The organism is Moritella yayanosii (genome assembly GCF_900465055.1).
Lineage (GTDB): Bacteria > Pseudomonadota > Gammaproteobacteria > Enterobacterales > Moritellaceae > Moritella > Moritella yayanosii.
The window spans coordinates 2,478,591-2,492,181 of sequence record NZ_LS483250.1; the positions used below are offsets into that span (position 1 = coordinate 2,478,591).

The 13,591-nt window shown below is 42.2% G+C and carries 11 protein-coding genes; 4 read left to right on the plus strand and 7 right to left on the minus strand.

What is annotated here, in order from left to right:
- Positions 1–94 precede the first annotated feature (94 nt).
- Positions 95–1,264 (plus strand): multifunctional CCA addition/repair protein, encoded by a 1,170-nt coding sequence (locus MORIYA_RS11495; protein ID WP_112715316.1) that lies wholly within the window; start codon positions 95–97, stop codon positions 1,262–1,264.
- 97 nt (positions 1,265–1,361) lie between these two features.
- On the opposite strand, the gene MORIYA_RS11500 is transcribed toward MORIYA_RS11495, so the two are convergent.
- From MORIYA_RS11500 to folB, 3 genes are all read right to left on the minus strand, one after another.
- Positions 1,362–2,216, minus strand: coding sequence for an undecaprenyl-diphosphate phosphatase (locus MORIYA_RS11500; RefSeq protein ID WP_112715318.1), 855 nt, complete (start codon positions 2,214–2,216; stop codon positions 1,362–1,364).
- Positions 2,217–2,319: 103 nt separating this feature from the next.
- Complete coding sequence (gene folK, locus MORIYA_RS11505) at positions 2,320–2,826, minus strand: 2-amino-4-hydroxy-6-hydroxymethyldihydropteridine diphosphokinase (RefSeq protein WP_112715320.1); 507 nt, start codon at positions 2,824–2,826, stop codon at positions 2,320–2,322.
- On the minus strand, positions 2,826–3,194 hold the full coding sequence (folB, locus tag MORIYA_RS11510) for a dihydroneopterin aldolase (protein WP_006033361.1): 369 nt from the start codon (positions 3,192–3,194) through the stop codon (positions 2,826–2,828). The genes folK and folB overlap by 1 nt, the downstream gene beginning before the upstream one ends.
- 189 nt (positions 3,195–3,383) lie before the next feature.
- Between folB and plsY the strand changes: the two genes are divergently transcribed.
- The 3 genes from plsY to purD all read left to right on the plus strand — a co-directional run bounded on the left by plsY (position 3,384) and on the right by purD (position 7,374).
- On the plus strand, positions 3,384–3,983 hold the full coding sequence (gene plsY / locus MORIYA_RS11515; protein ID WP_112715322.1) for a glycerol-3-phosphate 1-O-acyltransferase PlsY: 600 nt from the start codon (positions 3,384–3,386) through the stop codon (positions 3,981–3,983).
- A gap of 371 nt (positions 3,984–4,354) precedes the next feature.
- Positions 4,355–5,947 (plus strand): bifunctional phosphoribosylaminoimidazolecarboxamide formyltransferase/IMP cyclohydrolase, encoded by a 1,593-nt coding sequence (gene purH, locus MORIYA_RS11520; RefSeq protein ID WP_112715324.1) that lies wholly within the window; start codon positions 4,355–4,357, stop codon positions 5,945–5,947.
- Positions 5,948–6,084: 137 nt separating this feature from the next.
- Positions 6,085–7,374 (plus strand): phosphoribosylamine--glycine ligase, encoded by a 1,290-nt coding sequence (gene purD / locus MORIYA_RS11525; RefSeq protein ID WP_112715326.1) that lies wholly within the window; start codon positions 6,085–6,087, stop codon positions 7,372–7,374.
- Between the two features lie 128 nt (positions 7,375–7,502).
- Here purD and MORIYA_RS11530 read toward each other — a convergent pair whose 3' ends face one another.
- From MORIYA_RS11530 to MORIYA_RS11545, 4 genes are all read right to left on the minus strand, one after another.
- Entirely contained in the window at positions 7,503–8,102 is a 600-nt protein-coding gene (locus tag MORIYA_RS11530; protein ID WP_112715328.1) for a DUF4136 domain-containing protein, read from the minus strand.
- A gap of 133 nt (positions 8,103–8,235) precedes the next feature.
- Complete coding sequence (gene luxS / locus MORIYA_RS11535; protein ID WP_112715330.1) at positions 8,236–8,745, minus strand: S-ribosylhomocysteine lyase; 510 nt, start codon at positions 8,743–8,745, stop codon at positions 8,236–8,238.
- Positions 8,746–8,992: 247 nt separating this feature from the next.
- The gene (gene gshA / locus MORIYA_RS11540) at positions 8,993–10,585 is read right to left on the minus strand and encodes a glutamate--cysteine ligase (protein ID WP_112715332.1); all 1,593 of its coding nucleotides are present in this window, start codon (positions 10,583–10,585) and stop codon (positions 8,993–8,995) included.
- 87 nt (positions 10,586–10,672) lie between these two features.
- Entirely contained in the window at positions 10,673–13,549 is a 2,877-nt protein-coding gene (locus MORIYA_RS11545; protein WP_112715334.1) for a M16 family metallopeptidase, read from the minus strand.
- Positions 13,550–13,591: the final 42 nt, after the last annotated feature.

Consider the following 13,591-nt stretch of genomic DNA (forward strand, 5'->3'; position numbering starts at 1 on the left):
AAAGATCGAGTTTCTAAGCCGTTAAGGTATAATGAACAAATACCATGTATTTATCTTCAAGCCATTATTAAAGTAAAGTAACAGGGGTTGTTTAGTGCAAATATATTTAGTCGGCGGCGCGGTTCGTGACAAGTTATTATCTCTACCAGTAAAAGATAAAGATTTTGTTGTGGTGGGTGCAACGCCTGCAGAAATGCTTGCGCAAGGTTACCAGCAAGTCGGTAAAGATTTTCCGGTATTTTTACACCCCAGCAGTAAACAAGAATATGCACTGGCACGTACCGAACGCAAAAGCGGTTCAGGTTATACCGGTTTCACTTGTTATGCTGCGCCAGATGTCACCCTAGAACAAGACCTAGTACGTCGAGATTTGACCATTAATGCCATGGTCGAAGATATGAACGGCCAAGTTATCGATCCGCTCAATGCGCGCGCTGATTTAGATAATCGATTACTGCGTCATATCTCTGAAAGCTTCAGTGAGGATCCATTACGCGTTTTGCGGGTTGCCCGTTTTGCCGCGCGTTTTCATCAGCTTGGTTTTACCATTGCCAAAGAAACACTGACATTGATGCAAGCGATGACACAAGCGGGTGATCTTGCCGAATTAACCCCAGAGCGCGTATGGCAAGAAGTAGAAAAAACCTTATCCGCTGATAATCCAGACGTATTTTTTCAAGTACTCAGAGAGATAGGCGCATTGGCCGTTATTCTACCAGAGCTCGATGCGCTCTTTAACTTAGCTGTAGAGAATAACGATACTAACGAGGATGACAGCACCAGTATCGGCCAGCAAGCCTTAACCCAGCTAAAACAATCAGCATCACTATCGACTGATTTAGCAGTCCGTTTTGCGGCTTTAATGCAGCAGCTAGATAACAACCAAATCAGTATTAAAGCACTCGCCAAACGCTGTAAAGTACCGAATGAACATCGGGATTTAGCACTGCAAGTCAGTGCACAACAAGAAAATATTCATAACGCGCGGTCTTTAACACCCGTCGATATTATCAGACTATTCGACAAGACCGATGCATGGCGTAAACCCGAACGTTTTCAGCAAATATTGTTGACCTGTTCAAGCAGCCAAGTCAGTAAATTAGTCGATGAATATAAACCGACCCAATACCTGATGAAAATGCTGAATGCGGCTTGTGATGTCGCTGTACAACCTATCATTGCCGCCGGCTTCCGTGGAGCAGAGATCAAGCAGCAGTTAACCGCGCAACGTATTAGCACATTAACCGCATTACAATCTAGCTAAACAGCCACACTCAAAACGCCGGATCAAAAAAGGCTGTCCTCCATCAGGTAACAGCCTTTTTCTTATGCATTGCCGACTAATTTAATTCATTAGCGAGCTACAGCGCTTGGGTATAGATTAAATAGAACAGACCAGCGCCTAATAGTAGACGGTAGATAACAAACGGTAACATACCCACTTTTTCAAGGGTTTTCAAAAATACATGAATACAAGCAACCGCACTAAAGAAAGAAATAACAATACCTAAGCCCATCGCAAACCAATCAACAGCGCGAATAGTGGTAATGATCTCCCCCGCTTGCAAGGTTTCTACCACATCACCATACAGTACTAATTTCAGTGTTAAATAACCACCCGCCATGGCGATAATCGGAATCGACATTAAGAATGAAAAACGCGCCGCGGCACTACGGCTCAGTCCTAACATCAAACCCGCCGTAATGGTCACGCCCGAACGAGATGTCCCTGGGATCAGTGCTAACATTTGCGCAAAACCTATGATTAATGCACCTTTCCAACCGGTTTTGTACTCGTCTTTTATCTGCGTCGCATTGGCATCCGCCCACCATAGTAACAAGCCAAAGATGATCGTTGTCGTGGCTATCACAGTGATACTGCGTAGATATAACTCAATAAAATCTTTACCAAAGAAGCCAAAGAAGGCCGCAGGAATGGTTGCTAATAAAATACACCATGCCAACTGACTGTCTTTACTGTGTTGTTGTTTACATACTGAGTGTACCCAAGCAACGGCCATCGTGCCGACTTCGTCACGGAAATAAATAAGTACCGCTAATAATGTACCTATGTGTACAGCTACATCAAAAGCAAGACCTTGATCTTCCCAGCCTAATAATTGCGACGGTAAGATAAGGTGAGCAGAACTTGATACCGGTAAAAATTCAGTTAACCCCTGAATTAATGCCAAAACGATCACTTCCAACGTACTCATTCATATTTCCTTTATTGTGATAATTAAAATAAATTAGTTTAAGCAAGGTTAATGCTTATCAGTCATATTAACCTTACTGATAAGCGATTAACAATGAACATAATTAAGCTAGCTCAGTTATTTTCGGCCATTGCCACTCGGCTAATCTTAATACCTGTGTTGACTTGTCAAAATCACGCCATAATTCAGCCATGGATAATCCAGACACCGGATGGCGTAAATCGGGGGCGAGCTCGGAGAGAGGCCATAGCACAAAAGCGTGATAAAGAATTTCAGGGCGCGGTAAAACTGGGGGGGCAGATTGGATGATATTATCGAATAACAAGAGATCCAGATCTAACGTTCTCGGTGCATAACGACGATCAGTGGCTTTACGTCCATGTATGATCTCAAGATCTTTTAAACACTGCATTAATTCGTGAATAGATAACGATGTGGTCAATTCCATCACTAAATTGTAATAATTATCACCGGTGCAATTAACCGCAGCACTTTCAAAAATTGGTGAAACACGACAATCATCAAACCGTTTATCCAGATCTTGCAGCGCATTCGCAACATGATATTCTTTATCAATGTTACTACCGATGCCGATATACACTAAGGCCATTACGCTAACGTTCCATCACGCTGACCGCGTTCAATATACACACCGACAGTCGCAGCATTCGCCACCGCACCCGGTTTACTGAGTTTTAAGCTGATCCAAGGGATACCAAATGTCGTCATTAATAGCTCAGCCACTTGCTCAGCCATTGTTTCGACTAACTCAAAAATATTGTTTTGTGCAAAATCTGTGACTAATTTAGCCACAGCTGAATAATCCAGCGCCTTAGTAATATCATCAGTCAGTGCTGAAGGGCGATTATCGTGGCCCATTTTTAAATCAAAGACTAATCGTTGAATGATCTCTTTTTCCCAATCATATACACCGATCGTAGTAAAAACTTCCAATTTTTCAATAAATACAATGTCCATGAACTCGTCCGTAATAAACTTGATAGAGGTCGGATACCCTAGCGAATAAAAAACGCGTATGATAGGTTTCTCAATTTTTATTTATATCCAAAATAAACTGCATAATTGTAAGCGGTATGGCAGTACGCAATTTATTAATCGATATAATAATGCAATAATACAGCAAACCTAGAGAAGAATTAATCAGTAATGACCCTATTGAGCTTAATCTTTATCATTTCCGCCTATCTGCTAGGTTCTATTTCTTCAGCAATTCTGATTTGCCGCCTTTTTCGCTTACCTGATCCTCGGAAATACGGCTCATTGAATCCCGGCGCGACTAACGTATTACGGTCAGGAAATAAAGTGGCCGCTGGTTTAGTGTTATTTTTTGATATGCTCAAAGGCGCATTACCGGTTTGGGTAGCTTGGTATTTTAATATGACCCCCTTTTATCTCGGGCTGATTGCCATAGCAGCCTGTCTTGGTCATATTTATCCCATTTTTTTCCATTTTCAAGGTGGTAAAGGGGTGGCAACCGCATTTGGCGCACTGCTGACGATTGGATTTGATTTGGGCGCATCGATTGTCGCTAGCTGGTTATTATCCTTAGCAGTCACAGGATATTCTTCCGCTGCGGCTATTTTTACCGCCCTCTTCGCCCCTATTTATACCTTAATATTCAAAGCCCAATATACCCTACCTGTCGCCATGTTATCTTGCCTTATTATTTTACGTCACTACGACAATATCATGCGTTTGCTGCGCGGCGAAGAAAGTAAAATTTGGCGTAAAAATAAAAAGCGTTAACATAACAATGTAATAGCGAAGGTCTATAACGCATTATCATCAAATTACAATCCATAAATATAGCTCGATTGCACTGACTGTATTGCTTGGTTTCACTGCGTTTATAGATTGATTGTACTAACGAAGTTAAATTCAAAGTATAAAAATACTGTTCGTAAATTTTTTATGAAAAATTCGACACAATTAATTAATTTTCAGTTAGAATGCCCCCCATCAGCGGTACGTTATATATCGAAAACACTTTAACAAGCACATTGCTTCGTCAAGTTAGTCGGTATAGAAGGGATATAGTGCAGGATGTTTCCGTAAAAGGCCCAGCCGACCTTTTCCGAAAACATCCTTCTATAAATGTACTTTGAGGTAATCGTAAAATGGACAACGCTCGACCTATTCGCCGTGCACTTATCAGTGTGTCTGATAAAACAGGTATTGTAGAATTTTCTCGCGGCCTAGTAGAACAAGGCGTCGAATTATTATCTACTGGCGGGACAGCTAAATTATTAGCTGAAAATGACATCCCAGTAATAGAAGTTTCTGACTATACAGGGTATCCAGAAATGATGGATGGTCGTGTTAAAACACTGCATCCTAAAATACATGGTGGCATTCTTGGCCGTCGTGATCTTGATGTTGAAGTAATGTCAGAGCACGGTATCAACCCGATTGATATTGTAGTTGTTAACCTTTACCCATTTGCCCACACTGTTGCCAATCCAGATTGCAGCCTTGCTGACGCCGTTGAGAATATCGACATCGGTGGTCCAACAATGGTTCGCTCTGCAGCTAAAAACCACAAAGACGTGACTATCATCGTTAACGCGAGCGATTATGACCGCGTATTAAGTGAAATGTCTGCAAACAATACCTCACTGACTCATAAAACCCGTTTCGACCTTGCTATTACAGCATTTGAGCACACCGCTGCTTATGATGGCATGATCGCAAACTACTTCGGTACTATGGTTCCGAGTTATGGCGACAACACTGAAGGTGATGAAGAATCTAAATTCCCACGCACATTCAACGCTCAGTTCATCAAAAAACAAGATATGCGTTATGGTGAAAACAGCCACCAAAAAGCTGCATTCTATGTTGAAAAACATACCATTGAAGCATCTGTTGCAACAGCAACACAGCTACAAGGTAAAGCATTATCTTATAACAACATCGCCGATACAGACGCGGCACTCGAATGTGTTAAAGAATTCGATGCACCAGCCTGTGTGATTGTAAAACACGCGAACCCATGTGGTGTTGCGATTGGTGAAAATATCCTAAGTGCTTACGACCGTGCATTTAAAACCGACCCAACGTCTGCATTCGGTGGCATCATTGCTTTCAACCGTGAACTTGACGCAGTCACTGCACAAGCAATCGTTGACCGTCAATTCACCGAAGTGATCATTGCGCCATCAGTTAGCGCCGAAGCAAGCGTGATCGTGGCAAGCAAGAAAAATGTACGTTTACTTGAATGTGGTAAATGGACAGCTAAAAACGGCGAGTTCGATATTAAACGTGTTAACGGCGGTATCTTAGTCCAAGATCGTGACCGTGGCATGGTCGGCCTAGACGACCTAACGGTTGTATCTGAACGTCAACCGACGGAACAAGAACTCACTGACCTACTCTTCTGTTGGAAAGTAGCTAAGTTCGTTAAATCAAACGCGATTGTTTACGCAAAAGATGGCGTTACGGTCGGTGTTGGCGCAGGCCAAATGAGCCGCGTTTACAGTGCCAAAGTAGCTAGTATTAAAGCGGCTGACGAAGGTCTAGTCGTTGAAGGTTCAGTCATGGCATCAGATGCATTCTTCCCATTCCGTGACGGCATTGATGCTGCAGCAGCGGCGGGTATTAAATGTGTGATCCAACCCGGTGGTTCAATCCGTGATAATGAAATTATCGATGCGGCTAACGAACACGGAATGACCATGGTCTTCACCGGCATGCGTCACTTCCGTCACTAAGCACATAAGCTAAACATACAATAAGAGTGGTGACACACCCCGCTCTTATTGTACTGCTCTCATTCAATTATAAATCTTGCTAAGTATCGTCGAGTACCGCCAAGATTAGCGCATAAAGTAAAAGGAATAACAGCATTATGAACGTATTAATTATTGGTGGCGGTGGTCGTGAACACGCCCTAGGTTGGAAAGCGGCTCAGTCTAAACATGTTGAAACGGTATTTATCGCACCTGGTAATATTGGTTCTTCGCTAGAAAACAAATGTAAAAATGTACCAATCCAAGTTGAAGATATTCCAGCATTGGTTGCATTCGCACAAGAACACAGCATTGAACTAACCATTGTTGGCCCTGAAGTACCATTAGTACTTGGCGTTGTTGATGCGTTCCAAGCCGAAGGTTTAGCTATCTTTGGCCCTACCCAAGGTGCTGCGCAGCTAGAAGGTTCAAAAGCATTTTCGAAAGATTTCTTTGCACGTCATAACATTCCAACCGCGGCATACCAAAACTTCACTGAAATCGCACCTGCAAAAGCGTATGTAAGTGAAATGGGTTGCCCAATTGTAATTAAAGCTGACGGCCTAGCCGCAGGTAAAGGCGTGATCATCGCTGAAACTGAAGCACAAGCATTTTCAGCAATTGATGACATGCTTGAAGGTAACAAATTTGGCGAGGCCGGTGCCCGTGTTGTTATCGAAGAATTTTTAATCGGTGAAGAAGCAAGCTTCATTGTGATGGTTGATGGCGAGAATATTCTGGCACTAGCAACCAGCCAAGATCATAAAGCGCGTGACAATGGCGATAAAGGTCCAAACACGGGTGGTATGGGTGCTTACTCACCAGCACCAGTGGTAACACAAGCGGTGCATGACTTTGCAATGAATGAAGTTATTCGCCCGACGGTTGATGGCATGAAAGCGGAAGGCAATACTTACACTGGTTTCCTTTATGCAGGTCTGATGATTGCACCAGATGGTACCGCGAAAGTATTAGAATATAACTGTCGCTTTGGTGATCCAGAAACACAACCTATCATGATGCGTTTAAAATCTGATCTTGTTGAGCTTTGTCTTGCTGCGGTTGCAGGTAAACTTGATACTGTGACTGCAGATTATGACGAACGAGCTGCAGTTGGTGTGGTCATTGCGGCTGGCGGTTACCCTGCTGATTACGCAAAAGGCGACATTATTACCGGTCTACCGACAGCTGACTCCACAGAAAGCAAAGTATTCCACGCTGGTACGGCACTGCAAGGTGACAACATTGTCACTAACGGTGGTCGTGTTCTTTGTGTAACTGCACTGGGTAACACAGTGACTGAAGCGCAAGAAAATGCCTATAAACTGGCGGCACAAATCAGTTGGGAAGGGGCTTTCTACCGTACCGATATTGGTTACCGTGCCATCGCGCGTGAAAACCAAAAATAAGCACCAATAGTCAGACACTATTTTGATGTTATAAAAAATGAGCAGCCATCGGTTGCTCATTTTTATTTGTGTAATACCAATTTATTTCAACCATACCCAGTAACGTATTGCGATAGCCCCTAGTGTGGCTATTTTGACGCTTTAGGTGGGAATTTACTTAAGATACTTTTCACCACATCCGCAACTAACTTATCCATTTCAGCCGCGTCTGTCGACTCAGGTAGACGTTTACTCCCTATGCCTCGCCAAATTAGCTCTAAGCTTGTTGGGTCAATCACATCGATAACGAGACTACCTTGCTGGTATTCATCAATACGGGTTTCGGTGTGCGCGCTCAGTGACATGCCTCGGTGCCCATAACCAACCCCCCACCCCCAACTTGGTCCGTAACCGGAATAATTATCGTAGCGGCGAATATCGGTTTTCTTTTCCGAGGTAATACTGTAATTGACATAAAAATCAGCGGCAGTCGAAAATTTAAAACCTTGAGCGACCAATTGTTTATCAATAGTCTTAGTTATACGCACATCCATAATACGATTATTCAGATAAGAATTTTCTTTCTCAACTTGTGCCGACTCAGGTAACCAATTAAAGCCTTTTAGCGCGGTGAAATCAGCACTTTGATCGTAATCCGTACTGACTTTAACCGTGGAGCATGCTGTTAAGACTAAGCTAAACAACACCACCAAATAAGCTTTTTTATTAACCAACTGTCTTGCTTTCATAAACCCTCCTCGAGACCCAATACTCTCTATGATTAACGCGTGTAATATGGTTCATTAACAGATAACGATGATAAACAAGACGACTCAACCGTCGCCTCTACTGTTATTGCTTATTTAGATGCGCTGGTCAATATTATAATTTATTTAAAATTTCATCCGCCAGCAGTAAATCATCATTTTTATTCACGCCAATACCAGCAGTAATAATAGCCTGTGCAATTTGTTTTGCTTCATCTAACGAATGCATGTGGTAAGTACCACATTGATATTCGTTTAACTCAGGGATCGATTTTTGATCTTTAACCGTCAACACATCTTGCATCGCCGCTAACCAAGCATCAGCAACTTGTAGCTCAGTCGGGGCGCCAATCAAACTCATGTAAAAACCAGTACGACAGCCCATTGGTGAAAGATCAATAATTTCTACCGTTGCAGAATTAAGGTGGTCACGCATAAATCCAGCATAAAGATGTTCTAAGGTATGAATACCCTTTTCACTTAAAATATCTTTATTTGGTACACAAAAACGCAGGTCAAAGACAGTGATGGTATCTTTGCTTGGCGTCGCCATGGTCTTAGCGATACGTACTGCAGGTGCATTCATGATGGTATGGTCAACCGTAAAACTATCCAGTAATGGCATTATTAACACTCCGTTGAAATAATTTAATAAACAAATAATAATTTTATGAACCATTGCTTAATGCTGACGTCAGATTAAGTGCAAGAGTTGTTTTTTCATTTTTTGGGAGCCTTATTAAGGTTCCTTTTTTTTATCTATTGCACAACTTTTACAATTATTTATGAACCATAGCTTCATCCTGTAGTCTGATTCATTGCAAGAGTTGTTTTTTCATTTTTTGGAGCCTTATTAAGGCTCTTTTTTTTAGCTATTTTTTAGCCTCTGAAAAGTATGCATTTAAAAACGCATCAAAATCAAGCGTATCAGCAGCTTCAATCTGCTGTTGTTGGGCAACCGACTGCTGCTGCATCTGCGCAAAGTAAACATCATCCCAATGTCCATAATCCGTTGCTAATAATTCTGCTTTATACTTATTGGCCAAGTTTAAAATAAAATCATTATGCTCTAAACCCTGTTCTTTCATTATAGTCAGAACTTGGCCGGACAGCAGCGCTTGCGGATCACAGATCAGCGCTTGCTGTTCACTCACCGCGTCAGCAAAATTACTCGCTGCAGTATCGGTGGCAAGTTGCGCACCATCTAATAACTGGGCAACTTGTTGCACTTGCGCTAATACATCGCTAGCAATATCGGTAAGTACCTGCTGTTTACCTTTTAATTCTAATGTTAAGCCTGGTTTACGCCCTTTCATCACCACTTTGGTACTGTTATCACGACATACCGCCATTTCATCAGCCGTCATCGGCGCTGAAGGTTGTAGTGCCATCCAAACGATCAGACTGTCTAATACCGACATTTGTGCTGTCGTAATACCCGTTGCGGTAAATGGGTTAATATCCAAAGAACGGATCTCAATATACTCAATACCCCGAGCCGCTAATGCTTCCGAAGGTTTTTCATTGAGTTTAGCCACACGCTTAGGTCGGATCGGTGCGTACAGTTCGTTTTCAATCTGCAGAACATTGTCATTAAGCTGACGATATTCCCCATCAACTTTAATACCAATATTGGCAAACTCTGGCGCCTTGGTTTTAATCGCTTTTTGCAAACTGTCGGTATAGTTATCTAAGGTATTATGGCAAATAACCAGTTCGTCTTGGGCATTATTGGTATAACCTAAATCACTCATGCGCAATGATGTGGCATACGGCATATATAACGTATCTTCACCCAGAGATGAAAATGGCGTTTGCTTTTCTACCGGCAAGAATGAACGGTTTAATGCTGGCGACGCACCAAATAAATAAGGTACTAACCAACCAAAGCGGTAAAAATTACGGATCAATCCCATATAACTATGAGAAATGAAATCTTGCAGTTCGCCGGTTTCACCTTTTAGATCATAAAGCGTTTGCCAAAATGGAACAGGCAATGACACATTATAATGCAGACCAGAAATGATTTGCATACTACTGCCATAACGGTGCTTTAAACCGATGCGGTAAGTGTGCTTCATTTTCCCGGTATTTGAGGTACCGTATTTAGCTAATGGGATTGCATCTACATCATTAACCTGACACGGCATGCTTGACGGCCAGAATAGCTCTCCATCAAGGTTTTTTACTACGTGACGATGAATATCACTCAACTGCTGCTGGGCTGTCGCGGCGCTATCGCTAACCGGGGTAATAAATTCGAGTAAGCTTTCAGAATAGTCTGTGGTAATGTGCTGATGACTTAATGCCGAACCAAACGCTGCAGGGTGGTCATTCTGAGATAAATCCCCTGCTTCATTGACGCGTAAACACTCTCGTTCTATGCCACGAGTAATACCGTTTAAGGACTGTATATTGCTTGGCTCTGATAATTTTGAAATCAGAGATTCAAATGTAACGTTCAAATTAAATCCACCAATGAACTATATAAAAGTAGCACCTTAAAAATTGCGCGATCTGTGAGGCAATTTTTAAGGTTAATTTCAAGTCTATTATTTATCTAACAGATCAAAAATTTGAATATTTAAACCAAAGTCTTGAACCTGTTTTTCAATCAACTGACGATCACCGACCACAATAACAGAAAATTTATCGCTAGATAAGTAAGTCTTTGCCAATGCCTGAATTTCAGACTTATCCATGGCTTGAATAATAGCAGCTTGCTGCTCAACAAAATCCGGAGATAAGTCCAATAACAACAGCTGCATTAAGAAGTTAGACTTCTGTGCAGGCGTTTCATAAGACAGTGCTTCTTGTTGTGATATTGCACTCTTCATATAAGCTAACTCAGAATCTGTAATACCATGTTCGGTATAATTTTTTAATTCTATTAGTGTTTCTTTAATGGCATCACCAGTCACTTCTGCCCGAACATCTGCCGAAGCAGAGAAATAGCCGAATTCACGATCAGCATAAAATCCGGTACTGGCGCCGTATGTATACCCTTTATCTTCACGCAAGTTCTGATTTAAGCGGCTATTAAAATTACCGCCTAGATTAAAGTTCATCAGGTTGGCTTTAAAGAAATCCCCAGTTACATCATAAGAGATTGCTGGTGATACGACTTTAATTACCGATTGTACTGCATCGGGCTTATCCACAATATACAAGGTATTTGGTTGCCATAGCGGTGCTTTTGCCAGGGCAGGATAAGTCACGGCAGGTAATCGCGCGCCTTGTTGTAAGAAACCTAACAACTTCGTTATCGCCACTTCACTGACATCACCAACCACTACGATTTTCGCTGCTGCCAAATTATAATACTGCTGATAATAAGCAAGTACATCATCGGGGGTCAACGTTGCTTGGTTTTTTAACGTACCCGAAGATGGGTTACCAGTAACACGTTCTTCACCGTACAAGATACGCTGCGTCGCTAACTGCCCTAACCAACCCACACGTTGTTGATTTTGTAATGATGCCTGTCTTGATTGTGCTTTAATACGGGTGAAATCAGCATCAATAAAACCGGGGTTAAATAATTTTTCTTCTAATATAGCCAGTGTTGCGGGCAAGTTTTTAGATAAACTATTTACACTGATAGTCGTACCATACAAGCCTGCTGAGAAGTTAATACTACTGCCTAATGATTGCAGCTGATCATTGAGTTCTGCCGAACTATGTAACGCGGTAGATTGATTCATCATCGCCGCCGTTAACTTAGCAATACCTAGCTTATCTAAGCTTTCAACACGGCGCCCGCCTTTCAAGTTGATCTGTATACTCACGGTTGGGGTTTCATCGTATACCGTACCAAGTACTTGAATGTCATTCGCAAGTGATTGACGCCATAACGTCGGTAATGTTTGCTGTGGGTTGCTCCCCACCTTTGGCATAACCGAGCGATCAAAGTTATCTTGGGTAATACGCTCAGCAAGTATTTCAGCTGACGGCAGCGTGAGCTTATCTATATTTCGCGGCGCAGGAGTGAATGTCGGTTCGTGAGCGATATATTGTAATTGCCCTTTTGGTACCACACTCATAATTACTTTCGGCTTGTTTTCGAGGTATTTCTGGTACCCAGCCACCCCTTCTTCAGCACGCATATGCTTAAAAACCGACAACCCTTTGGTTAAATAATTAGGATCATTCATTAAGGTTTCCCCTAACGCCAGTTCCTTGGCTTTACCTGCTACGCTCTGCATACCAAATATCGTTGAGCTTTCAATAATCGAACGCAAGCGGGTCACTTCAGAGTCAGCAATACCTTGTTCTGCTAACATCTTAATCGATGCATTGATCTTATCTAGCAGGGGAGCAAGTGCCATGCCTTTGGCCGGATTAGGCTGAGTATAGATATCAAAGGTACAGCTCAGTTCACTGCAACTGTGATAGGCCGCTACACTGGTGGCATAGCCCGTTTCGACCAGAGCTTTATATAACACCGAGTTTTTACCACCGCCCAGCGCGTAGGCAAATAAATCCAGTGGTGCTTCATCTTCATGCCCCATATATACCGTTGGGTAGCTAATATACAGCATTGGCTGAGGTACGTTATCTTCTAAGGTGATATAACGATCGCGATCCAGACTCACTGGCACAGGAACGACGTCTTTCACCTCCGGACCTTTAGGTATACTGGCAAAATATTTATTCACCCAGGCTAAGGTATCTGTTTTATCAAATTTACCCGCGACCGTTAATGTGGCGTTGTTTGGGCCATACCAACGTAAGAAAAACTGTTTTAAATCATTTACATCAACACGGTCCAAATCTTCAACATAACCAATCGGTTGCCAAGAGTAAGGGTGATCTCGTGGGTATAAAGCTTCACCAACGCGTTCGCCAAGTAAACCATAAGGGCGATTATCAACACGTTGTGAGCGCTCGTTCTTAACGGTTGCACGTTGAATTTCAAACTTACGCTGGTCAACCGCATCTAATAAAAACCCCATGCGATCGGCTTCTAGCCAGAGCATCTTTTCTAATTGATTCGCCGGCACGGTTTGATAATAATTAGTCCGGTCTTGATTGGTACTGCCATTCATCGACCCGCCAGCTTCATTGACGATTTTAAAATGTTGCTGATCGCCAACATTTTTGCTGCCTTGGAACATCATATGCTCGAAAAAATGTGCAAATCCTGATTTTCCCAGTTCTTCACGTGCCGAGCCAACATGGTAGGTCATATCAATATAAGTCAAAGGATCGGAATTATCTTCATGTAAAATAACCGTAAGACCATTGCTTAACAGATATTTTTCATAAGGAATTAACAAGCTACCCGGTGTTTTATCTTGCTTATCAACAAGGGTGATGCCTGCTGGTAATGCCGCGACATCAGTATCTTTATCTAATAATGAACACCCACTCAGCAGCATTATTGCAGAGCTCAGCACTACCGCACTATAAAAAGCATTAACACGCATCAAACATTCCCCGTCCGTTTAAAATTAAATATATATATTAAA

Coding starts and splice junctions, on each gene's coding strand:
- MORIYA_RS11500 (WP_112715318.1), bottom strand. CDS start 2,216: ATGAGTACGTTGGAAGTGATCGTTTTGGCATTAATTCAGGGGTTAACT.
- folK (WP_112715320.1), bottom strand. CDS start 2,826: ATGGCCTTAGTGTATATCGGCATCGGTAGTAACATTGATAAAGAATAT.
- folB (WP_006033361.1), bottom strand. CDS start 3,194: ATGGACATTGTATTTATTGAAAAATTGGAAGTTTTTACTACGATCGGT.
- plsY (WP_112715322.1), top strand. CDS start 3,384: ATGACCCTATTGAGCTTAATCTTTATCATTTCCGCCTATCTGCTAGGT.
- purH (WP_112715324.1), top strand. CDS start 4,355: ATGGACAACGCTCGACCTATTCGCCGTGCACTTATCAGTGTGTCTGAT.
- purD (WP_112715326.1), top strand. CDS start 6,085: ATGAACGTATTAATTATTGGTGGCGGTGGTCGTGAACACGCCCTAGGT.
- MORIYA_RS11530 (WP_112715328.1), bottom strand. CDS start 8,102: ATGAAAGCAAGACAGTTGGTTAATAAAAAAGCTTATTTGGTGGTGTTG.
- luxS (WP_112715330.1), bottom strand. CDS start 8,745: ATGCCATTACTGGATAGTTTTACGGTTGACCATACCATCATGAATGCA.
- MORIYA_RS11545 (WP_112715334.1), bottom strand. CDS start 13,549: ATGCGTGTTAATGCTTTTTATAGTGCGGTAGTGCTGAGCTCTGCAATA.